19 protein-coding genes are annotated in these 21,387 nt (G+C 69.3%); 7 read left to right on the forward strand and 12 right to left on the reverse strand.

What is annotated here, in order from left to right; genetic code table 11:
* Positions 1-132: 132 nt before the first annotated feature.
* The 7 genes from FBY35_RS23900 to rpsD all read right to left on the reverse strand — a co-directional run bounded on the left by FBY35_RS23900 (position 133) and on the right by rpsD (position 7,534).
* A complete protein-coding gene (locus FBY35_RS23900) occupies positions 133-972 on the reverse strand; it encodes a shikimate dehydrogenase (protein ID WP_142216040.1) in 840 nt (279 codons plus the stop codon).
* Positions 969-2,636, reverse strand: coding sequence for an endolytic transglycosylase MltG (gene mltG, locus FBY35_RS23905; RefSeq protein ID WP_142216041.1), 1,668 nt, complete (start codon positions 2,634-2,636; stop codon positions 969-971). The genes FBY35_RS23900 and mltG overlap by 4 nt, the downstream gene beginning before the upstream one ends.
* Positions 2,637-2,740: 104 nt before the next feature.
* On the reverse strand, positions 2,741-3,205 hold the full coding sequence (gene ruvX / locus FBY35_RS23910; protein ID WP_142216042.1) for a Holliday junction resolvase RuvX: 465 nt from the start codon (positions 3,203-3,205) through the stop codon (positions 2,741-2,743).
* Positions 3,205-5,874, reverse strand: a complete 2,670-nt coding sequence (alaS, locus tag FBY35_RS23915; RefSeq protein WP_142216043.1) for an alanine--tRNA ligase — start codon at positions 5,872-5,874, stop codon at positions 3,205-3,207. The genes ruvX and alaS overlap by 1 nt, the downstream gene beginning before the upstream one ends.
* A complete protein-coding gene (locus FBY35_RS23920; RefSeq protein WP_142216044.1) occupies positions 5,874-6,209 on the reverse strand; it encodes a DUF6167 family protein in 336 nt (111 codons plus the stop codon). Before FBY35_RS23920 ends, alaS begins: the two co-directional genes overlap by 1 nt.
* Positions 6,210-6,215: 6 nt before the next feature.
* Positions 6,216-6,644 (reverse strand): DUF948 domain-containing protein, encoded by a 429-nt coding sequence (locus tag FBY35_RS23925; RefSeq protein WP_142216045.1) that lies wholly within the window; start codon positions 6,642-6,644, stop codon positions 6,216-6,218.
* A 275-nt stretch (positions 6,645-6,919) separates the two neighbouring features.
* The gene (gene rpsD, locus FBY35_RS23930; protein ID WP_142216046.1) at positions 6,920-7,534 is read right to left on the reverse strand and encodes a 30S ribosomal protein S4; all 615 of its coding nucleotides are present in this window, start codon (positions 7,532-7,534) and stop codon (positions 6,920-6,922) included.
* A gap of 188 nt (positions 7,535-7,722) precedes the next feature.
* Between rpsD and FBY35_RS23935 the strand changes: the two genes are divergently transcribed.
* Positions 7,723-8,406 (forward strand): DUF2470 domain-containing protein, encoded by a 684-nt coding sequence (locus FBY35_RS23935; protein ID WP_142218131.1) that lies wholly within the window; start codon positions 7,723-7,725, stop codon positions 8,404-8,406.
* A 30-nt stretch (positions 8,407-8,436) separates the two neighbouring features.
* Here FBY35_RS23935 and FBY35_RS23940 read toward each other — a convergent pair whose 3' ends face one another.
* A complete protein-coding gene (locus tag FBY35_RS23940) occupies positions 8,437-9,786 on the reverse strand; it encodes a replication-associated recombination protein A (protein ID WP_142216047.1) in 1,350 nt (449 codons plus the stop codon).
* A 44-nt stretch (positions 9,787-9,830) separates the two neighbouring features.
* Complete coding sequence (locus FBY35_RS23945; RefSeq protein WP_142216048.1) at positions 9,831-10,463, reverse strand: vitamin K epoxide reductase family protein; 633 nt, start codon at positions 10,461-10,463, stop codon at positions 9,831-9,833.
* A gap of 136 nt (positions 10,464-10,599) precedes the next feature.
* On the opposite strand from FBY35_RS23945, the gene FBY35_RS23950 reads away from it, so the two are divergent.
* Genes FBY35_RS23950 through FBY35_RS23965 form a run of 4 tightly spaced genes read left to right on the forward strand, consistent with a single transcriptional unit; the run spans position 10,600 to position 14,115 of the window.
* Positions 10,600-11,454: an ABC transporter ATP-binding protein gene (locus FBY35_RS23950; protein WP_142216049.1), complete on the forward strand. Its 855-nt coding sequence runs from the start codon at positions 10,600-10,602 to the stop codon at positions 11,452-11,454.
* Entirely contained in the window at positions 11,451-12,299 is an 849-nt protein-coding gene (locus FBY35_RS23955; RefSeq protein ID WP_142216050.1) for an ABC transporter permease, read from the forward strand. The genes FBY35_RS23950 and FBY35_RS23955 overlap by 4 nt, the downstream gene beginning before the upstream one ends.
* Positions 12,257-13,498: a sensor histidine kinase gene (locus FBY35_RS23960; protein ID WP_142216051.1), complete on the forward strand. Its 1,242-nt coding sequence runs from the start codon at positions 12,257-12,259 to the stop codon at positions 13,496-13,498. The genes FBY35_RS23955 and FBY35_RS23960 overlap by 43 nt, the downstream gene beginning before the upstream one ends.
* A complete protein-coding gene (locus FBY35_RS23965; RefSeq protein WP_142216052.1) occupies positions 13,495-14,115 on the forward strand; it encodes a response regulator transcription factor in 621 nt (206 codons plus the stop codon). Before FBY35_RS23960 ends, FBY35_RS23965 begins: the two co-directional genes overlap by 4 nt.
* A 175-nt stretch (positions 14,116-14,290) precedes the next feature.
* On the opposite strand, the gene hisS is transcribed toward FBY35_RS23965, so the two are convergent.
* Entirely contained in the window at positions 14,291-15,553 is a 1,263-nt protein-coding gene (hisS, locus tag FBY35_RS23970) for a histidine--tRNA ligase (protein WP_142216053.1), read from the reverse strand.
* A gap of 11 nt (positions 15,554-15,564) precedes the next feature.
* The gene (locus tag FBY35_RS23975) at positions 15,565-16,272 is read right to left on the reverse strand and encodes an MBL fold metallo-hydrolase (protein ID WP_142218132.1); all 708 of its coding nucleotides are present in this window, start codon (positions 16,270-16,272) and stop codon (positions 15,565-15,567) included.
* Between the two features lie 132 nt (positions 16,273-16,404).
* Between FBY35_RS23975 and FBY35_RS23980 the strand changes: the two genes are divergently transcribed.
* Both FBY35_RS23980 and FBY35_RS23985 read left to right on the forward strand, forming a co-directional pair.
* A complete protein-coding gene (locus FBY35_RS23980; protein ID WP_142216054.1) occupies positions 16,405-17,196 on the forward strand; it encodes a peptidylprolyl isomerase in 792 nt (263 codons plus the stop codon).
* A 178-nt stretch (positions 17,197-17,374) separates the two neighbouring features.
* Entirely contained in the window at positions 17,375-18,604 is a 1,230-nt protein-coding gene (locus FBY35_RS23985) for a DUF349 domain-containing protein (protein WP_142216055.1), read from the forward strand.
* Between the two features lie 71 nt (positions 18,605-18,675).
* On the opposite strand, the gene FBY35_RS23990 is transcribed toward FBY35_RS23985, so the two are convergent.
* Positions 18,676-21,249, reverse strand: a complete 2,574-nt coding sequence (locus FBY35_RS23990) for a bifunctional (p)ppGpp synthetase/guanosine-3',5'-bis(diphosphate) 3'-pyrophosphohydrolase (RefSeq protein ID WP_142216056.1) — start codon at positions 21,247-21,249, stop codon at positions 18,676-18,678.
* Between the last annotated feature and the right edge of the window lie 138 nt (positions 21,250-21,387).

Consider the following 21,387-nt stretch of genomic DNA (forward strand, 5'->3'; position numbering starts at 1 on the left):
TCCTGCTCGCGCCTGGAACTGCGACGGCGCGACCGGGTGCGCGGCCCTGGCCCGCCTCCCCCGATCCTCCCACGTCCGCGCCCGTGACCCGTTCTCCGGTCCATCACGCGGACGCCCGCGCCCGCCTCGGATTCACGCGGCTGTGCCGCCGCTCAGAGCCTGCTCGCCGGCGGCCCGCATGGCGGCAAGCGGCGCGGGGGCCCGGCCCGTCATCTGTTCGACCTGGAGAACCGCCTGGTGGACCAGGAGGTCGAGGCCGCCGACCACATCCCCGCCCTGCCCCGACCACGCCGCTGCCAGGGCCGTGGGCCACGGCTCGTACAGCACGTCGAAGAGCGTCCCCGGCCGCTCGGGCACGTCGGCCGCGAGGGCGTCGGTCGCACCCGCCGGGGTGGTGGCGATCACCAGCGGTGCCTCCAGCACCATCGCGGCCTCGGACCAGTCCGCGATGACGAGATCGACGCCGAGCCGCTCGCCCCAGCCGCGCATCTCGGCGGCCCGGGCCTCACTGCGTACGCAGGCGACGACGGGTCCCGTACAGATCCGGGAGAGCGCGGCAAGCGCGGACGACGCCGTGGCACCCGCGCCCAGCACCGCGGCCGACGCGACCTTGTCGACGCCCCGCTCCCGCAGTGCGGCGATCATTCCGGGGATATCGGTGTTGTCGCCGAGGCGGCGGCCGTCCTCGGTGAAGACCACCGTGTTGACGGCTTCGACGGAGGCGGCGGTGTCGCTGATGCCGTCGAGCAGCGGCAGGATCGCCCGCTTGAGCGGCATGGTCAGCGAAAGACCGGCCCAGGAGTCGTCGAGTCCTTCCACAAAGCCCGGCAGCCCGGCCTCGTCGACCTCGAATCGGTCGTACGACCAGCCGTCGAGGCCGAGTTCGGCGTAGGCAGCGCGGTGCAGCACCGGGGAGAGCGAGTGGGCGATCGGCGATCCGAGGACCGCCGCGCGCCGCTTCGTCGTGCTCACTGGCCGTTCTTCTCCTGCTGCTCTTCGTACTTCTTGCGGTTCCGCTCGTGCTCCGCGTTGGTGACCGCGAAGAGCGTCTTGTCCTCGGTGATCGACACGAAGTAGTACCAGGGGCCGGGGGTGGGACTGAGGGCCGAGTTGAAGGCGTCGAGACCCGGGTTCCCGATCGGTCCCGGCGGCAGCCCCTTTATGTCGTACGTGTTGTACGGGTCGTTTATCTTCCGCAGATCGTCGACGGCGCCGGTGTCGAGTTTGCTCTCGCTCTTGATGTAGTTGATCGTGGAGTCGAACTCGAGGCGTCCGACGGTCTCGGCGTTGTTGGGCTTGAGGCGGTTGTAGACGACTCGCGAGACCTTGTCGAAGTCGTGCTTGTACTTGCCTTCGGCCTGGACGAGGCTCGCGACGGTGATCACCTGGAGCGGCGACTTCAGGCCCAGCCTGGCCGCCTCGGCCTTGAGGTCCTTCTTGCCGAACGCCTGGGTCGCCTGGGAGACCATCTTCTGCAGGACGGCCTCCGGCTTCATGCCCTTGGCGACCGGGTAGGTCGCGGGGTAGAGGAATCCTTCCAGCGGATCCTTGATGTCCTTGTCGTCATTTGCCCACTCGGGCAGGCCCAGCGTCTTCGCCTTCGCCTTCGCGACGGCCTTGGTGGTCCCAGCCTTGATGCCCAGTCGCGCGTCGATCTGCTCGTAGACCCAGGAGTTGCGCTTGCCCGGAGTGACGATCAGGTTGTTGCGGCTGTTCGGGTCGAGCATGCGGGTCACGGCGTTCTTGCCGGACATGCCCTTGGGGAGCAGATAGACGCCGGCCTGGATGCTCTTTCCGTCGGCGGCGGAGACGAAGGCACCGGCACTCTTGACGACACCGGCCGTCTTGAGGATGTTGCCGATCTCCAGCAGGCCCGCGCCCTTGGGGATCTCGACCTGCGTCTGCCCGCTTCCGGCACCCGTGTAGTCCTCGTCCGCGCCGAACTGCTGCTGCCAGAACTGGTAGCCGAAGTAGCCGACACCGCCGAGGCCGCCCGCGAGCACCAGCGCGACGACCAGGCACGCGCAGCCACTGCGGCTCTTCTTCTTGGTCTTGCCCCGACGCTCACGGCCGCCGTCCCGGCGTGACTCGCCCGGGTCATTGTCGTACTCGCCGTCGTCGTCGCGGTCGTCGTCACCGGTGAAGAAGGGGTGGGTCTCCTCCTGCTGTGCCTCGGCGTCCCAGTCGGTGGGCTGCGGCTCGGCCCGGCGGCGGCCCGGGGGCTGCGGCGGCGGATAGGCATCGGGAGAGGCGTAGTAGTCGGCTTGCTGCGGGTTGCCGTAGCCGGGGTGCTGCCCGCCGTAGGTGTCGGCCGGGCCCGCTCCGTAGGGCATGGCGGGCTGCTGGCCGGTGTCCCAGCCGCCGTTGTACTGCTGCTGTTGCTGGTTGTACTGCTGTTGCTGCTGGTTGTACTGCTGCTGGTACGGGTCCTGCTGCTGGTACGGGTCCTGCTGCTGGTACGGGTCCTGCTGCTGGTTGCCGTACTGCTGCGGCTGCTGCGGGTACTGCTGCTGCGGCTGGCCGCCGTACGGAGTCCGGCCGGCTGCGGCCTGCTCTCCTCGCCACCCCTGGTCCCCGTACAAGGGGTCCTCGGGATGCCACGGTTCGGAGCCTGAGCCCCGGCCATACTCAGTCATCGATCCCCTAGGGCCGCGAGGCAGACGCGGAACATGCCGGCCTCTCTGATGTGCGGCAGCTGTTCGAACACGGCCGCATCGCGCGGAACGTTACCGTATCGCGATCAGACAACCACTTCGACGCCCTCGCCCGGCGCAGCCCCGGACGTCCGCTCGGACTCCAGAGCGTTCTGGAGAATCACCACAGCGGCAGCCTGATCAATGACGGAACGGCCTTTTTTGGACTTCACGCCCGAAGCGCGGAGTCCCTGACTGGCCGTCACTGTGGTCATCCTCTCGTCTACCAGTCGGACCGGAACGGGCGCGATGCCGTTGGCGAACTCCTGGGCGAAGGCGCGGATCTTGACGGCGGCCGGGCCCTCCCCGCCGCTGAGCGAGCGGGGCAGGCCGACGATGACCTCGATGGGCTCGTACTCCTCGACGAGTTGCCTGAGGCGCCGGTGGGCGGCCGGGACATCGCGTCCCGGCACGGTCTCCACCGGAGTGGCGAGGACCCCGTCGGGGTCGCACGAGGCGACCCCGATGCGGGCGTCCCCGACATCGAGCGCGAGGCGACGGCCTCTGCGCATCAGGCGGTCTCGGTGACGAGGCGCTCGACGGCGGCCACGGCGTCGCCGACGGCGTCCGGGTTCTGTCCGCCGCCCTGGGCGACGTCCGGCTTGCCGCCACCGCCGCCGCCGAGGGTCTTGGCAGCCGTACGCACCAGGTCGCCGGCCTTGAGACCGCGCTCGCGGGCGGCCTCGTTGGTGGCGATGACGGTCAGCGGGCGGCCGCCCGCCACGGTGAACAGAGCGACGACCGCCGGGCGCTCGCCAGGGATGCGGCCGCGGACGTCGAGGACCAGCTTGCGCAGGTCGTCGGCGCCGGTGCCGTCCGGCACCTGGCCGGTGACCACCGCGACACCGTGTACGTCCTTGGCGCCGGAGGCGAGACCGGCGGCGGCCTGCAGGACCTTCTCCGCGCGGAACCTCTCGATCTCCTTCTCGGCGTCCTTGAGCTTGGCGAGCATGCCGGAGATCTTCTCGGGCAGTTCCTCGGGACGGCCCTTGACCAGCTCCTGGAGCTGGGCGACGACCGTGTGCTCCCGGGCGAGGAAGTTGTAGGCGTCGACGCCGACGAGGGCCTCGATACGGCGCACACCGGAGCCGATCGAGGACTCGCCGAGCAGCTTCACCAGGCCCAGCTGGGCCGTGTTGTGCACATGCGTGCCGCCGCACAGCTCCTTGGAGAAGTCGCCGATGGTCACGACACGGACCCGCTCGCCGTACTTCTCGCCGAACTCGGCGATGGCGCCCTGCTTCTTGGCCTCGTCGATGCTCATGATCTCGGCCTGGACGTCGAGTTCACGGGCGAGCACTTCGTTGATCTTCTGCTCGACGTCGGTGAGAACCGTGCCGGGGACGGCCGAGGGCGAGCCGAAGTCGAAGCGGAAGCGACCCGGTGAGTTCTCGGAGCCGGCCTGGGCGGCCGTCGGGCCGAGGGCGTCGCGCAGCGCCTGGTGGGTCAGGTGCGTGGCGCTGTGGGCGCGGGCGATGGCGCGGCGGCGCCGGTTGTCGATGGCGGCGTAGGCAGAGGCACCGACCGTCACCTCGCCGACCTGCACCGAGCCCTTGTGCACGGAGACGCCGGGGACCGGCTGCTGGACGTCGCGGACCTCGATGACGGCGCCGGTGTCGAGTTTGATGCGGCCCTGGTCGGCGAGCTGACCGCCGCCCTCGGCGTAGAAGGGGGTGCGGTCGAGGACGACCTCGACCTCGTCGCCCTCGGTGGCGGCGGGCGAGGGAACACCGTCGACGAGCAGGCCGACGATGGTCGACTCGCCCTCGGTGGAGGTGTAGCCGGTGAACTGTGTGGCGCCTGACGTGTCGGCGACCGAACGATAGGCGGAGAGGTCGGCGTGACCGGTCTTCTTGGCCCTGGCATCGGCCTTGGCCTGGTCCCGCTGCTGCTTCATCAGGCGGCGGAAACCGTCCTCGTCCACGGAAAGGCCCTGCTCGGCGGCCATCTCCAGGGTGAGGTCGATCGGGAAGCCCCAGGTGTCGTGGAGCAGGAAGGCCTTGTCGCCGGCGAGGACCGTGCCGCCGCCGGCCTTGGCCTCGGTGATGGCGGTGTCGAGGATGTTGGTGCCGGCCCTGAGCGTCTTGAGGAAGGCGGCCTCCTCGGCGACGGCCACTGTCTCGATGCGCTTGCGGTCGGTGATGAGCTCCGGGTACTGCTGGCCCATCGTCTTGATCACGACGTCGACGAGATCCTGGATGACCGGCTCTGTGGCGCCCATCAGCCGCATGTTGCGGATGGCGCGGCGCATGATGCGGCGCAGGACGTAGCCGCGGCCCTCGTTGCCGGGGGCGACTCCGTCGCCGATGAGCATCACGGACGTACGGATGTGGTCGGCGACGACGCGCATCGAGACATCGGTGTCGTGCTTGTCGCCGTAGCGCACGCCGGTCAGTTCGGTGGCCTTGTCCATGACGACCCGCAGGGTGTCGGTCTCGTACATGTTCTGTACGCCCTGGAGGATCATGGCGAGACGCTCGAGACCCAGGCCGGTGTCGATGTTCTTCGACGGCAGGTCGCCGAGGATCGGGAAGTCCTCCTTGCCCTCACCGGCACCGCGCTCGTACTGCATGAAGACCAGGTTCCAGATCTCCACGTACCGCTCGTCGTTGGCGGCCGGGCCGCCCTCGACGCCGAACTCCGGACCGCGGTCGTAGTTGATCTCCGAGCACGGTCCGCAGGGGCCGGGGACGCCCATGGACCAGAAGTTGTGCTTCTTGCCCAGACGCTGGATGCGCTCGGCGGGCACCCCGACCTTGTCGCGCCAGATCTGCTCGGCCTCGTCGTCGTCGAGGTAGACGGTGATCCAGAGCTTCTCGGGCTCCAGGCCGAAGCCGCCGTCGGCCACGGAGCTGGTGAGCAGCTCCCAGGCGTAGGTGATGGCGCCTTCCTTGAAGTAGTCGCCGAAGGAGAAGTTGCCGCACATCTGGAAGAAGGTGCCGTGCCGGGTGGTCTTGCCGACCTCTTCGATGTCCGGCGTACGCACGCACTTCTGCACGCTGGTGGCGCGCGGGGCGGGCGGCTTGGCCTCGCCGAGGAAGTACGGCTTGAAGGGAACCATGCCCGCGTTGACCAGCAGCAGAGTCGGGTCGTCCGCGATGAGCGACGCCGAAGGAACGACGGTGTGCCCGCGCTCCTCGAAGAAGCTCAGCCAGCGGCGGCGGATTTCAGCCGACTCCATCAGTGGTCCTCATTCCGGTTGTACGAGTTGTAGGAGTGCTTGTCGTGGGAAGGCATGGGCCGGTCGATCGCGGCGAAGCGGCGCTGCGCGGGCAGTTCGGGGGCGTCCGGTGCCTCGATGCCGAGCGCTTCGCCCAGTTCGGCCTCGCGCTGGACCATGCCCGCCCGGACGTCGAGTGCGAAGTCCTTGAGCTTGTGGCCCGCGTCGATCGCCTTGTTCGCGGCCTGCGCTGCAAGGCTCTCGGGGGTCAGCTGCTTCAGCTTGCGATTGACCTTGGTGGTGGCCCAGATGCCGGCTGCGGCGCCGGCGGTGAACCAGAACGTGCGGCGGAACATGGTGCGTCAGCCTTTCCGCTTACGCCGGGCCGACGGCACGGTACGGCCGACGATCACCGTTCGACGGGACGGCGCGGCCGGGGCGTCGTCGTTCTTGCGGCTCATGGCCCGGCGGACTCCGTAGCCGAACGCGGCTACCTTGACCAGCGGCCCGCCGAAGGTCGAGGCGACCGTCGTGGAGAGCGCCGATGCGTTCGATGTGACTTCCTGGACGTCCGTCGCGATGGCGTCGACCCGGTCGAGCTGGGTCTGAGCGGAGCGCACCGTGGCGGAGGCGTCGGCCAGCAGGGGCACCGCCTGCTCGGTCACGTCCACCACCAGCTTTGTGGTCGCCCTGAGCGTCTGGGCCAGCCTCACCAGCACCACGGCGAGGAAGGAGACCAAGATCGCCCAGAAGACGGCCACGAGGATCCCGGCAACCTCTCCACCGGTCACGCTGCACCGCTCTCTGCTCGTCGATGGACACCTCGGAAATCGTCCTCCGACCCTATCGCGCCCAGGGTCGCACCCCATACCGCATTAGTGCTGGGGAGGAAGGGAGTTACGCGGGCCGATTGTACGGAGTGGGTATGCGCGAGGACGCTGCGCGTCCGGTCCGCGCCCGTCCTGGAGACGCGAGAGCCCGCCGGCTCCCCGACCCGTGAGGGCGGGGAATCGGCGGGCCGAAGCGTGGTGAGTACTCCCCCAGCTACCGCTGGGAGGGGCCCAAATCAGCGGGCGTAGTACTCGACGACCAGCTGCTCGTCGCAGATGACCGGAACTTCCTTGCGGTTCGGGTCACGGTCCAGGCGGAACGCCAGGGCCTTCAGGTTGACCTGCAGGTAGCGCGGGGTCTCGCCGTCGGCGGCGAAGCCACCCTCACGCGCGACCTGGAAGAGGGGCTTCTCGCGGCTGCGCTCGCGGACCATCACGACGTCGTCGGGGCGGACGCGGAACGACGGCTTGTCGACCTTGCCGCCGTTGACCTCGATGTGGCCGTGGACGACCATCTGGCGGGCCTGGTAGATGGTGCGGGCGATGCCCGAACGCAGGACCAGGGCGTCGAGGCGACGCTCGAGCTCGACGACAAGCGCCTCGCCGGTCTTGCCCTCGGCCTTGCGGGCGCGGTCGTAGGCGCGGGCCATCTGGCGCTCGCTGATGTCGTACTGGGCGCGCAGACGCTGCTTCTCGAGCAGACGGACCTTGTAGTCCGAGTTCTGCTTGCGGCCACGGCCGTGCTCGCCCGGCGGGTAGGGGCGCGCTTCGAAGTACTTGACGGCCTTCGGCGTCAGCGCGATACCGAGCGCGCGAGACTTCTTGACCTTGGGACGCGACTGGTTAGGCACGTTCTCCAGACCTCCATTGTAGGTTAGGTTAGGCTCACCTTACTCAAGGAGATCGCATGTCTCGCCCTGGGAACACCAAGCGCATCACGGACAGCACGAAGAACGTCGACGCATCCAGTGGCGTCGAGGCGACGGAGGTCCGATCAGCTCATGGTCAGCCGCGTCCCAGCGGGCTTGAAATCGCGCGGATGCCGTCAGCAGCCGAGCGCACACGAACTCTCGTACAGAGTACATGCTCGTCGGTGCTGCTCATCCCAGGGGTCGACGCCGCACGAGCGGACCAGCTGAGCCCGCAGGCGCGGGTCGTGGGAACCGATGGTGAGGTGTTCCTGCTGTTTCCCGCGGACTCCCCGGCCGTACGCGCCGCCACGCACGCGCAGGACGACGAACTCGCCGCCGTGCTGGAGATCACCGATGTCGCGCCGGTCTCGGTGCCCCATCGTATCCGCGGCCGCGCCTGGGTCTCCGGCTGGCTCACCTGCGCACCCGGCCTCGCCGCGCCCGGCGCCATGATGCTGCGCCTCGAAGTGGGAGAGGCGTGCGTGGACGATCTGTGGGGTGCCGCCGGCGTCGAGCCGGAGGACTTCGCGCAGGCGTCCGTCGATCCGCTCGTCGCACACGAGGCCGAGCTGCTGCAGCATCTGCATTCCGCGCACAGCGAGCAGGTGCAGGCGCTGTGCGGGCTGCTGGGCGAGAGGACGGGCGCGCAGAGCAGGCATGCGGTGCCGCTGTCGCTGGACCGGTTCGGGCTGCGTGTGCGGTTCGTCGGCGGGCGGAGCTTCGACGCGCGCTTCGACTTTCCCACGCCGGTGCGCGACATCACGGAACTGCGCCGGGCCATGCACAAGCTCTTCGAGGCGGCGTCGCAATAGCTTCTGGGGCCTCCGCTCCAGGAGCGGCGGTTACTCGCCGCGCAGACGTTCGCGGACCTTGTCGACCACATCGGCGTACCGCGCCTCCGCGCCGTAGCGCGTCGGTTCGTAGTAGTGCCTGCCCCGCACCGCATCCGGGGCGTACTGCTGCGCCGCGATCCCGCCCGGGACGTCGTGCGGATACACATAGCCCTGCGCATGGCCGAGCTTGGCCGCGCCCTTGTAGTGGCCGTCGCGCAGATGCGGTGGGACCGCTCCGGCGAGACCGGCGCGCACATCCGCGAGCGCCGCTCCGATCGCCGTCGTGGCGGCGTTCGACTTGGGGGCGAGCGCCAGCGCGATCGTGGCGTGGCTGAGGGTGAGCGCGGCCTCCGGGAAACCGATCATCGCCACCGCCTGGGCCGCGGCGACGGCGATGGGCAGGGCCGTCGGGTCCGCCAGGCCGATGTCCTCGCTCGCCGAGATCATCAGCCGTCGCGCGATGAAGCGGGGATCCTCCCCCGCCTCGATCATGCGGGCCAGATAGTGCAGCGCCGCGTCCACGTCGGAGCCCCGGATGGACTTGATCAGCGCACTCGCGACGTCGTAGTGCTGATCGCCGTCGCGGTCGTACGTCACCGCCGCGCGGTCGACGGTCTCCTCCAGGGTCCGGAGGCTGATCTCGCTCTCGCTCTTGTCGATCGCCGCGCCCGCGGCCGCCTCGAGCGCGGTCAGTGCGCGGCGGGCGTCGCCGCCCGCGATCCGCAGCAGATGAGCCTCGGCGTCCGCGGGAAGGCCGACGGCTCCGCCCAGGCCCCGCTCCTCCGTGAGCGCGCGGCGCAGCAGTCCGCTCAGGTCCTCGTCGGTGAGCGACTCCAGCGTGAGCAGCAGGGAGCGGGAAAGCAGGGGCGAGATGATCGAGAAGTACGGATTCTCGGTGGTGGCGGCGATCAGCGTCACCCAGCGGTTCTCCACGGCGGGCAGCAGGGAGTCCTGCTGTGCCTTGGAGAAGCGGTGGATCTCGTCGAGGAAGAGGACGGTCTCCTTTCCGAAACCGCCCGCGGCCCTGCGGGCACCGTCGATGACGGCCCGTACTTCCTTGACTCCGGCCGTGATCGCGGAGAGCTCGACGAAGCGCTTGTTGGTCGCTTTGGAGACCACGTACGCGAGGGTCGTCTTGCCGATGCCCGGCGGGCCCCAGAGGATCACCGACGAGGGTCCGGCGGGACCTCCGCCGCCCTCGCCCACGAGGCGGCGCAGCGGCGATCCGGGCTTCAACAGGTGCTGCTGGCCTACGACTTCGTCGAGCGTACGCGGGCGCATCCGGACGGCCAGGGGGCTACTGGACGGATCCTTCTCCTGGCGTTCTTCGGCTGCGGCGGTAAAGAGGTCGGGCTCCACGCTGTGAAGCCTATGTCAGAGCACTGACAGCGCCCCGTGGCCGGTCATCCGGTCCAGAAGTCCCACCAGCGGGTGAGCACGAGCATCCCGATGACGCCGATCCACAGCACCGGCGGCATCCAGTGGAACTCCAGCAGCCCCTTGCGCAGCCCCTGGGGCACCTTGATGATCCGGTACTCGATGTTGTGCAGCGTGACGTAGCAGAACATCACGATGGTGGCGATCCAGGCCAGCGAGCACCACAGGCACAGCGCGTTGATCTCGTACAGCGACTGGTACTGCAGCCAGCTGCAGAAGCCCACCCCGAACAGGCACCCGGCATTGAGCCCCAGCCAGTACCAGCGCCTGAACCGCGCCCCCGCCAGCAGCGCCGCACCGATCGCGATCACCACCGAGTAGGTCACCAGCCCCAGCATCGGATTCGGGAACCCGAACGCCGACGCCTGCTCGCTCTTCATGATGTTCCCGCACGACACCACCGGATTCAGACTGCACCCCGGCGTGAACCCCGGGTCCTCCAGCAGTTTGAACTTGTCGATCGTGATCACCCACGACGCCAGCAGACCCGCCGCACCCGTGATCACCAGAAGCCACGAGAAGGCACGACTGCCGCCGATCGTGCCCTTGGAGCCGTTCTCCCGCTCGGAGGACACGTCGTCAACCGCTGTAGTCGTCATATCCCGATCCATCGCTCAGTGGCCTGCTGGGGCACGGTCATTCTGCCGCACCCACCGCTGTGTCCACCGTTCGATGGACATAAGGATGTACGGACGGTCGTCCCGGAGGACTCACCTCGGCGGGAAGCTCATTGCCATGACAGAACTGGCGGTGAACGTACGCGGACTGCGCAAGCGGTACGGCGATGTGACAGCGGTGGACGATCTGGACCTGGGCATTGACCGGGGCGAGGTCTTCGGCATTCTCGGCCCCAACGGCGCGGGCAAGAGCACCACGGTGGAGATCCTTCAGGGGCACCGCTCCCGGGACGCGGGCGACGTGACCGTGCTCGGCTCGGATCCGGCGACCGGAAACCGCCACTGGAGGTCCAGGATCGGCATCGTCTGGCAGGACGAATCGGCGCCCGCCGAGTTGACGGTCCGGGAGACCGTGTCCCACTTCGCCCGCTACTACCCGAAACCGCGCGACCCCGAAGAGGTCATCTCGCTGGTGGGCCTCGAAGAGAAGGCGTCGAGCCGGATCAAGGCACTCTCCGGCGGGCAGCGGCGTCGCCTGGATGTGGCGCTCGGCGTGATCGGCGGCCCCGAACTGCTGCTGCTCGACGAGCCCACGACCGGCTTCGACCCGGGCGCCCGCCGCCGCTTCTGGGAGCTGATCCGGCGGCTGGCGGACGAGGGCACGACCATCGTCCTGACCACGCACTACCTGGAGGAGGCCGAAGTCCTCTCCGACCGGCTCGCCGTGATCGCCGCGGGCAGGGTGGTCGCCGAGGGCACTCCGGCCGCCCTGCGCGAGGAGTACGGCACACAGGCCACCGTCACCTGGACGGAGCCGGACGGCGCGGTGCGCTCCGAGCAGACGGCCACCCCGACCCGAACCGTCGCCGAACTCACGCGCCGTTTCGACGGCGAGATCCCGGGCCTGCTGATCAGCAGGCCGACCCTCGAAGACGTCTATCTGCGGCTCACCGGACAGGAGGCGGCGCGATGACCACGGTCACGGACCTGAAGAGCGGCGTACGCAGCACATCACCCCAGCTTCCCGGCGCCTGGCGGCTGGGGCTGCTGCGCGGCGGCCTGGAGGTGCGGGCGTTCTTCCGCCAGCGCGAACAGGCCATCTTCACCTTCGCCTTCCCGATCGTCTTCCTCTTCCTCTTCGCGTCGATCTTCAGCGACGACGTGAAGGGCGCGGGGATCACCGCCTCCCAGCTCTATGTGCCGGCGATGATCGCGGCGGGCATCATGTCGACCAGCTTCCAGTCGCTGGGCATCTCCATCGCCATCGAGCGGGACGAGAAGCAGCTGCGGCGGCTGCGCGGGACGCCGATGCCACCGGCCGCGTACTTCCTCGGCAAGGTGTGGCTGGTCCTGGTGACCGGTCTGCTCGAGACGGCGGCCCTGCTGGTCGTCGGCACCGTGTTCTACGATGTCGATCTGCCCACCACCGTGGGCAAATGGCTCACCTTCGGCTGGATATTCGTCCTCGGCCTGACCGGGTGCGCGCTGCTCGGTATCGCGATCAGCAGCGTGCCGAAGTCCGGGCAGAGCGCCACCTCCGTGGTCGTACTCCCCTTCCTGGTACTGCAGTTCATCTCCGGGGTCTACATCGCGATCAACACCATCCCGGACTGGATGCTGAACATCGGCGCGGTCTTCCCGCTCAAATGGATGTGCCAGGGCCTGCGCGGGGTGTTCCTGCCCGAGTCGGCCTCCGTGCTGGAACAGGCGGGCAGCTGGGAGTACGGCCGTATCGCCCTCGTACTGGGCGCCTGGTGCATCGGAGGACTGGTGCTGTGTCTGCTGACCTTCCGCTGGAAGAGCCGGCGCGACGGCTGAGCGAGCCGGCCGGGGCGCGCGACTCCGACGTGTGGGACCGCAGCTTCGTGCCCTGGGACGTGTACTTCGCGGTCGTATGGACGGCGACGCTGATCTTCACCCTCGGCGCGCCCAGTTCCAGCTGGCCCATCCGTCCGGTCGCGGCCGCCCTGTTCGCGCTGCTCGCTCCCTGGTACCTGTGGGTGGGGCGGCCCGAGCTGATGGCCGAGGGCGAGGACGAGCGGTACTCGGTGCGCTACATCACCGGGTCGGTGGTGCTGTTCCTGGCACCCGCGATTCTGGTGGGCGAAACACGCATCGCCGCCTTCGCGCTCGTCCCTCAGTGCTTCATGCTGCTGCGGATGCGGCTCGCCCTGATCGCCGTGGCGGTCATCAACATCGCCCCGGTGGCCGGGTGGGCCGTCCTGTGGCGGCCCGACGCCAACACGGTCTTTTTCCAGTCCCTGTTCGCCCTGGTCACCCTGGTCTTCTCGGCGGTCTTCGGCAGCTGGATCATCCGGATCATCGACCAGAGCAAGGAACGGGCCTCGCTGATCGCCGAGTTGGAGGCCGGCCGGGAGGAGATCGCGCGCCTCTCCGCGGACCGCGGGGCCCTGGCCGAGCGGGAACGGATGTCCCGCGAGATCCATGACACGCTCGCCCAGGGGTTCACCAGTGTGCTGATGCTGCTCCAGGCGGTGGACTCGGAGCTGGAGCGCGATCTGCCGCAGGCGCGCCGCCATCTGGACCTCATGGCGGACACGGCACGGCAGAATCTCGCCGAGGCACGCGCCCTGGTGGCCGGCGGCGCACCGGCGGACCTGGACGACAACTCACTGCCGGACGCGCTGCGCAGGCTCGCCGCGCGACAGGACACGCCTGCGTCCGTCGAAGTGACGGGCATGGCACGGCCGTTGGCCCCGGCGCTCGAGGTCGTGGCGCTCCGCACCTGCCAGGAGGCCCTGGCCAACGCCGCCAAGCACGCGGGTCCCGGGGCGACGGTGGCCATCGCACTCGCGTACAACGATGCCGCGTTGTCCGTATCCGTACGCGACACGGGCTGCGGCTTCGACGACTCGGCGCCGCTGCGGGGGTACGGGCTGAACGGGCTGCGGGCCCGGGCCGCCGAGGTCGGCGGCTGCGCCGACGTACGCAGCGCGCCGGGCGAGGGCACAACCGTCACCGTCCGACTGCCACTACCCGATAGGAGCGGTACGTGATCCGCATTCTGCTCGCCGACGACCATCCCGTCGTACGGGAGGGCCTGCGCGGGATGCTCGGCGCCGAGCCCGATCTGACCGTGGTCGGCGAGGCGTCGAGCGGACCACAGGCGGAGGCGCTGAGCGCCGAACTCCGGCCGGACATCGTGCTGATGGACCTGCGGATGCCGGGCGGCGGGGGCGTCGAGTCGATCAACCGGATGCGGGCGGCGGGACTGCCCTGCCGGGTGATCGTGCTGACGACGTACGAGACGGACACGGACATCCTGCGTGCCGTGGAGGCGGGAGCGGCGGGCTATCTGCTCAAGGACCTGGCCCGCGGCGAACTGGCCGACGCGGTACGGGCGGCCGCCCGTGGCGAGACGGTGCTGGCCCCCTCGGTGGCCGCGCGCCTGGTCGACCAGCTGCGCCGGCAGCCGGAGCGGCCGCGCCTGTCGGAACGCGAGACGGCGGTGCTGCGGCTGGTGGCGGAGGGATGCACGAACGCGGAGATCGGGCGTCGGCTGTACATCGGGGAGTCGACGGTGAAGACGCATCTGCTGCGCATCTTCGGGAAGCTGGGGGTGGACGACCGCACGGCGGCGGTCACGAGCGCCATGCGGAACGGGTTGCTGTGACCCGTTCCCCCTTCCCGTAACCGGGGCTCGGCCCAGACCCCACTCCTCAAATGCCGGAGGGGCTGAATTTCAGCCCCTCCGGCGTTTGAGGACATGCGGCCGAAGGCCGCCTACGGCGGGCCAGGGGCAGGGGCCCCTTGGTTACGGGAAGGGGCCGGGTGGGGAAAGACCCACCTCAGCGCAGGCGGGCCCGCACCGTGTCGATGACGTCCGCAAGCGCCACCGGTGACTGCTCGCCGGCCTGCATGTCCTTCAGCTGGACGACCCCCTCCGCGAGATCCCGCTCACCCGCCACGATCGTGAACCTCGCCCCCGAGCGGTTGGCACTCTTCATCGCACCCTTGAGGCCCTTGCCTCCGTACGAGAAGTCTGTCGCGACACCCGCCCTGCGCAGCTGCGTGACGAGGCCGAACAGCACCCGCCGCGCCTCCTCGCCGACCGGGATCGCGAACACACTCGTGGTGGGGGGCAGTTCGAGCTCGATGCCCTCCGCCTCCAGCGCCAGCACCGTACGGTCCACGCCGAGCGCCCAGCCGACCGACGGGAGCGCCGGGCCGCCGATCATCTCGGAGAGGCCGTCGTAGCGGCCGCCGCCGCCCACCGCGGACTGCGAGCCGAGACCGTCGTGGACGAACTCGAAGGTCGTGCGCGTGTAGTAGTCGAGGCCGCGCACCAGCTTCTCGTCGTCCTGGTAGGCCACCCCCGCCGCGGCCAGCAGCTCGCGCACCTCTTCGTGGTACGCCTTGCACGCGTCGCACAGGTAGTCGCGCAGCATCGGCGCACCCACCAGCTGCTTCTGGACCACGGCCCGCTTGTCGTCGAGGACCCGCAGGGGGTTGATCTCGACGCGGCGCCGCGTGTCCTCGTCCAGCTCCAGCCCGCGCAGGAAGCCCTGCAGGGCGTCCCGGTAGACGGGCCGGCACTCCTTGTCGCCCAGGGAGTTGAGCAGGATGCGGAACTGGCTCAGTCCGAGCGAGCGGTAGGCCTGGTCGGCCAGGATGATCAACTCGGCGTCGAGCGCCGGGTCCTCCGCCCCGATCGCCTCGGCGCCGACCTGCGAGAAGTGCCTGTAGCGGCCCTTCTGCGGGCGCTCGTAGCGGTAGTACGAGCCGGAGTACCAGAGCTTGACCGGCAGGTTGCCGAGCTTGTGCAGGTTGGCCTCCAGCGCCGCGCGCAGGACGGACGCCGTGCCTTCGGGGCGCAGCGCCAGCTTGTCGCCGCCCCTGGTCTCGAAGGCGTACATCTCCTTGGAGACGATGTCGGTCGACTCGCCGACGCCGCGCGAGAACAGCTCGACGTTCTCGAAGCCGGGCGTCTCGACATAGCCGTAGCCGGAGTTCTTCAGCGGCTCGGCGATGGCCTCACGCACCGCGAGATACTTCGCCGAGTCCGGCGGGATCAGGTCGTACGTGCCCTTGGGGGCCTGAAAGGTGCTCACGGAAACTCTCGTCACATTCCTCGTCGGGGAGCACTCGTGCTCCCGAGGCCGGCGGCCACGTCCCGCAGATACGGGTTGGCGGCACGCTCGCGGCCGATGGTCGTCTGGGGGCCGTGGCCGGACAGCACCACGGTCGAGTCGTCGAGCGGCAGGCACACACGCGCCAGCGACTCGAGAATCTCGGCGTGGTCGCCGCCGGGCAGATCCGTGCGTCCGATGGAGCCGGCGAACAGCAGATCGCCCGAGAAGAAGACCGACGGGATGTCATCGGCCTCGGGCATCTGGAAGGTCACCGACCCCTTGGTATGGCCGGGCGCATGCGCGACCGAGAAGTCCAGACCGGCGAGACGCAGCTTCGCGCCGTCGGCCAGCTCCTTGACGTCGTCCGGCTCCCCCACGGTCAGCTCGCCCATGAGAGGCATGCCGATCGACAGGCCCAGGGCCTTCTCCGGGTCGCTCATCATGTACCGGTCCGCGGGGTGGATCCACGCCGGTACGTCATGCGCCCCGCACACCGGGACGACTGAGGCGACATGGTCGATGTGGCCATGGGTGAGGACGACGGCGACGGGCTTGAGCCGATGCTTCTTGAGTGCTTCCTCGACGCCTTCGGTGGCCTGGTGGCCCGGGTCGATGATCACGCACTCCTCACCTGCGGCCGGGGCGACCAGGTAACAGTTGGTCCCCCAGGCCCCGGCGGGGAACCCGGCAATAAGCACGATCGTCCTCGGTGTGGTGGTGGAGAGCAGCAGATCAGAGCCTACCGGCGGTGCTGCTCGCACAGCCAACCCGTATACGGTACGGGTCACACTCGACCGGTCGGCATCACGCGACGTACAAGGAGAACACCGGTGGTCACCAGCGATCAGCGGCGGCGGCAGCTCGCCAGGGAGAAGTTCGAGCGCCAGCAGCAGCGTCGGGCCCAGTCCCGGAAGAAGAAGCAGCGGTACACGATCGTCTCGGCCGTGCTCGCCGTGGTGCTCGCCGCGGGCGCCGCCGCCTATGCCTCGATCGGGCTGTCCGACGACGACACGAAGGCCGACGGCGCTGCGGGCGACAGCCAGTCCCCCAGCGCCGCCCCTACCCAGAGCGAGAGCGCCTCCCCCGAGCCCGCCATGTCGATCGACAAAAAGGCGAAGTACTCGATGGAGCTCACTACGAACCAGGGCGCCGTCAAGATTGCGATGGACGCGGCCAAGACCCCGCACACCGTGAACTCGTTCAAGTCGCTCGCGGACAAGGGCTACTTCAACGGAACGAAGTGCCACCGGCTGACCACGGAGGGGATCTTCGTGCTGCAGTGCGGAGACCCGAAGGGCGACGGCACGGGCGGGCCGGGCTACACGATCCCGGACGAGAATCTGACCGCGCTGGGCAAGGCGGGTGCCGACGGCACCGTGACCTATCCCGCGGGGACCGTGGCGATGGCCAATACCGGCCAGCCGCACTCCGGAGGCAGCCAGTTCTTCCTCGTCTACAAGGATTCCAAGCTGCCGCCGAGCTACACACCGTTCGGGACCATGGACGCCGCGGGCCTCAAGGCCGTACAGAGCGTGGCGAAGGACGGCGTGGCGGGCGGCGCCAAGGACGGGGCCCCCAAGAAGGCCGTCACCATTGAGAAGGCGGCCGTCCCGAAGGCGTGAGCCGGGGAATTTCGGCCGCGCTGAGTGCGGACAGCCGGGCGGCGGGTCGCCTAGATTGGGCGGTGTGCAGCGCGCACCGGATTGTCGCGCTGTGGAGGGCGGGCGCGGCCCGTCCGGGAAACTGTGGAGGATGCCCGGGGGGCGAACCCCCTCGCAGGCATCATGTGGAGGAGGCGCTGTGAGCAGCGACCCATGGGGCCGTGTCGATGAGACGGGCACCGTGTACGTGCGTACAGCCGATGGCGAGAAGGTCGTCGGATCGTGGCAGGCCGGTACTCCCGAGGAGGCGCTGGCCTACTTCGAGCGCAAGTACGAGGGCTTGGTGGTCGAGATCGGCCTCCTCGAGCGGCGGGTGAAGACCACCGATCTCTCGGCCAAGGATGCCCAGACCGCCATCGACCATCTGCGCCGGCAGCTGGACGAGCATCATGCCGTGGGTGATCTCGATGCGCTGAGCAAGCGGCTCGACGCGCTGGTGGCCCTGGTCGACAAGCGCCGCGAGGAGCGCAAGGTCCAGAAGGCGAAGCAGAACGACGAGGCCCGCCACGCCAAGGAGGCCCTGGTCACCGAGGCTGAGGAGCTGGCGCAGAGCGAGCAGTGGCGGGCGGCCGGTGAGCGGCTGCGGGCGCTGGTGGACACCTGGAAGGGCCTTCCCCGGCTCGACCGGAAGTCCGACGACGAGCTGTGGCACCGCTTCTCGCACGCCCGCTCGGCGTTCTCCAAGCGCCGCAAGGCGCACTTCGCCTCGCTGGACGCTCAGCGCGAGGAGGCCCGTAAGGCCAAGGAGAAGCTGGTCGCCGAGGCCGAGTCGCTGTCGGGCTCCACGGACTGGGGCACGACGGCCGCCCGCTACCGCGAGCTGATGGCGGAGTGGAAGGCCGCGGGCCGCGCCCAGCGCGAGGCCGAGGACGATCTGTGGAACCGTTTTCGCGGTGCCCAGGACGTCTTCTTCGCCGCCCGCGGCGAGGTCTTCGCCGAGCGGGACGCCGAGCAGGGCGAGAACCTCAAGCTCAAGGAGGAGCTCGCCGCCGAGGCCGAGAAGCTGGTGCCGGTGACGGACCTGAAGGCCGCGCGAGCCGCCTTCCGGGCCATCAACGAGCGCTGGGAGGCCATCGGCCATGTACCGCGGGACGCCCGTCCCAAGGTCGAGGGCCGGATGCACGCGGTGGAGCGGGCGCTGCAGGAGTCCGAGGAGACCGAGTGGCGCCGGACGAACCCGGAGGCGCGTGCGCGTGCCGAGGGTCTGACGGGTCAGCTTCAGGCGGCCGTGGACAAGCTGCGCGGGCAGATCGACGCGGCGCGTGCGGCTGGCAACAACACCAAGGCCGACAAGCTCGCCAAGGAACTGGAAGGCCGGCAGGCGCTGCTGGACCAGGCGCTGAAGGGCCTGGAGGAGTTCGGCGGCTGAAAGCCGTGTGAAAGGGCCCCCTGTACGTCACGTCGTACAGGGGGCCCTTCTCTGCGCTGCGGCGGCGGGCGTTACGGGCGTCGCGCCGAGGTGACCCGGTAGACGTCGTAGACGCCCTCCACGCCCCGTACGGCCTTCAGTACGTGCCCGAGGTGCTTCGGGTCGCCCATCTCGAACGTGAAGCGCGAGGTGGCCACCCGGTCGCGGGAGGTCTGGACGGCCGCGGACAGGATGTTGACGTGCTGGTCGGACAGGACCCTCGTGACGTCCGAGAGCAGCCTGGACCGGTCCAGCGCCTCGACCTGGATGGCGACGAGGAAGACCGAGGACTGGGTCGGGGCCCACTCGACGTCGAGGATGCGCTCCGGCTGCTGCGAGAGCGAGTCGACGTTGACGCAGTCCGCACGGTGAACCGATACGCCACTGCCGCGCGTGACGAAGCCGATGATGGGGTCGCCGGGGACGGGCGTACAGCAGCGGGCCAGTTTGACCCAGACGTCCTCGACGCCCTTGACGACCACACCGGGGTCGGCGTTGGCTCGGCGCTTGGAGCGGCTGCGCGAGGGCGGTGTGCTCTCGGCGATGTCCTCGTTGGCGGCCTCTTCGCCGCCCATGGCCTGCACGAGCTTCTGTACGACGCCCTGCGCGGCCACATGGCCCTCGCCGATCGCGGCGTACAGGGAAGAGATGTCGGGGTAGCGCATCTCGTGCGCCAGTGTGACGAGGGAGTCGCCGGTGAGGATGCGCTGGATCGGCAGGTTCTGCTTGCGCATGGCCCGCGCGATGGCGTCCTTGCCGTGTTCGATCGCCTCCTCGCGGCGCTCCTTGGAGAACCAGGCGCGGATCTTGTTGCGGGCCCGCGGCGACTTGACGAAGCCGAGCCAGTCGCGCGAGGGGCCGGCGCCTTCGGCCTTGGAGGTGAACACCTCGACCAGGTCGCCGTTGTCGAGGGTCGATTCGAGCGGCACGAGCCGCCCGTTGACCCGCGCTCCTATGGTCCGGTGGCCGACCTCGGTATGGACGGCGTAGGCGAAGTCGACGGGGGTGGCCCCCGCCGGAAGCGCTATGACGTCGCCCTTCGGGGTGAAGACGAAGACCTCGTTGCGAGAGAGGTCGAAGCGAAGGGACTCCAGGAACTCGCTGGGGTCCTCGGTCTCCTTCTGCCAGTCCAGGAGCTGGCGCAGCCACGCCATGTCGTTGACTGTGTCCTGGCCGGCGGTGCCCTTGCCCGCCTTGGGCACGTCGGTGCGGACCTTCGAGGTGCCCGCGACGGTCTCCTGCTTGTACTTCCAGTGCGCGGCGATGCCGTACTCGGCGCGGCGGTGCATGTCGAAGGTGCGGATCTGCAGCTCGACGGGCTTGCCGTTGGGACCGATCACCGTGGTGTGCAGCGACTGGTACATGTTGAACTTGGGCATCGCGATGTAGTCCTTGAACCGGCCGGGAACCGGATTCCATCGCGCGTGGACCGTGCCGAGCGCCGCATAGCAGTCGCGGACGGTGTCGACGAGGACACGGATGCCCACCAGGTCGTAGATCTCCGCGAAGTCCCGGCCGCGGACGATCATCTTCTGGTAGACGCTGTAGTAGTGCTTCGGCCGTCCGGTGACGGTGGCCTTGATACGGGCGGCACGCAGATCGGACTGGACCTCGTCGGTCACTATGGCGAGGTACTCGTCGCGCTTGGGCGCCCGCTCGGCCACGAGCCGCACGATCTCGTCGTACATCTTGGGGTAGAGGATCGCGAAGGCGAGGTCCTCCAGCTCCCACTTGATGGTGTTCATGCCCAGCCGGTGGGCCAGGGGCGCGTAGATCTCAAGGGTCTCGCGGGCCTTCTTCTCCTGCTTCTCCCGCTTGAGATAGCGCATCGTGCGCATGTTGTGCAGCCGGTCGGCGAGCTTGATGACCAGGACACGGGGGTCCTTGGCCATCGCGACGACCATCTTGCGTACGGTCTCGGCCTGCGCGGCCTCGCCGAACTTGACCTTGTCGAGCTTGGTGACGCCGTCGACGAGCAGGGCCACCTGGTCGCCGAAGTCGCGGCGGAGCGTGTCCAGGCCGTACTCGGTGTCCTCGACGGTGTCGTGCAGCAGCCCCGCCATCAGCGTCGCCGGGTCCATGCCGAGCTCGGCGAGGATCGTCGTGACGGCGAGCGGATGCGTGATGTACGGGTCGCCGCTCTTGCGCTTCTGGCCGCGGTGCCAGCGCTCGGCGACCTGGTAGGCGCGCTCGACCTGACGCAGCGTGGACGTCTCAATCTTCGGGTCGTTGCTGCGCACTATCCGCAGCAGCGGCTCCAGGACGGGGTTGTACGGGGAGGAACGCTGGACGCCCAGGCGGGCCAGGCGGGCGCGCACACGGTTCGACGAGCCACCGGTCCGGGGGACGGCGGCGGGCGTGGGCCTGGGGGTGGACGACGTCGGCAGGGAGGCCGGGACGGGGGCCGCACCGTTGGAACTCCCCCTGGGGGCACCTCCCAGCGGTGGCTGGGGCACCTCGGCCGGGGGGACGCCCGTCTCGCTCCGCACGGGCACTGCCGGCTTCTGCTTCTCGGCCGGCCTGTTCTCGGGCGTGACAGGGGCTGCCGCGGCCTTGTCGGCGTGCTGGCCGGGCTGCGCGGCGGCGGGCTGGGCCTCGTCTGGCAAGAGCGCTCCTCGTGCGGTTCCGGGTCCCCCGGGTCAGGCCCGGAGAAGCCATGGTATCGACCTCGGAGTTCTGGTGCTCACGAGTCCCTGTGTGCCCTGCCCTCACAGCGGCGTGCGGCGGGACCGGGGACGTGCCCT

The sequence above is a fragment of the Streptomyces sp. SLBN-118 genome (assembly GCF_006715635.1).
Taxonomy (GTDB): Bacteria; Actinomycetota; Actinomycetes; order Streptomycetales; family Streptomycetaceae; genus Streptomyces.

Bases quoted from the DNA above. Each gene is read 5' to 3' on its own strand.
- mltG (WP_142216041.1), bottom strand. From the start codon at position 2,636: ATGACTGAGTATGGCCGGGGCTCAGGCTCCGAACCGTGGCATCCCGAG.
- ruvX (WP_142216042.1), bottom strand. From the start codon at position 3,205: ATGCGCAGAGGCCGTCGCCTCGCGCTCGATGTCGGGGACGCCCGCATC.
- alaS (WP_142216043.1), bottom strand. From the start codon at position 5,874: ATGGAGTCGGCTGAAATCCGCCGCCGCTGGCTGAGCTTCTTCGAGGAG.
- FBY35_RS23920 (WP_142216044.1), bottom strand. From the start codon at position 6,209: ATGTTCCGCCGCACGTTCTGGTTCACCGCCGGCGCCGCAGCCGGCATC.
- FBY35_RS23935 (WP_142218131.1), top strand. From the start codon at position 7,723: ATGCCGTCAGCAGCCGAGCGCACACGAACTCTCGTACAGAGTACATGC.
- FBY35_RS23945 (WP_142216048.1), bottom strand. From the start codon at position 10,463: ATGACGACTACAGCGGTTGACGACGTGTCCTCCGAGCGGGAGAACGGC.
- FBY35_RS23950 (WP_142216049.1), top strand. From the start codon at position 10,600: ATGACAGAACTGGCGGTGAACGTACGCGGACTGCGCAAGCGGTACGGC.
- FBY35_RS23955 (WP_142216050.1), top strand. From the start codon at position 11,451: ATGACCACGGTCACGGACCTGAAGAGCGGCGTACGCAGCACATCACCC.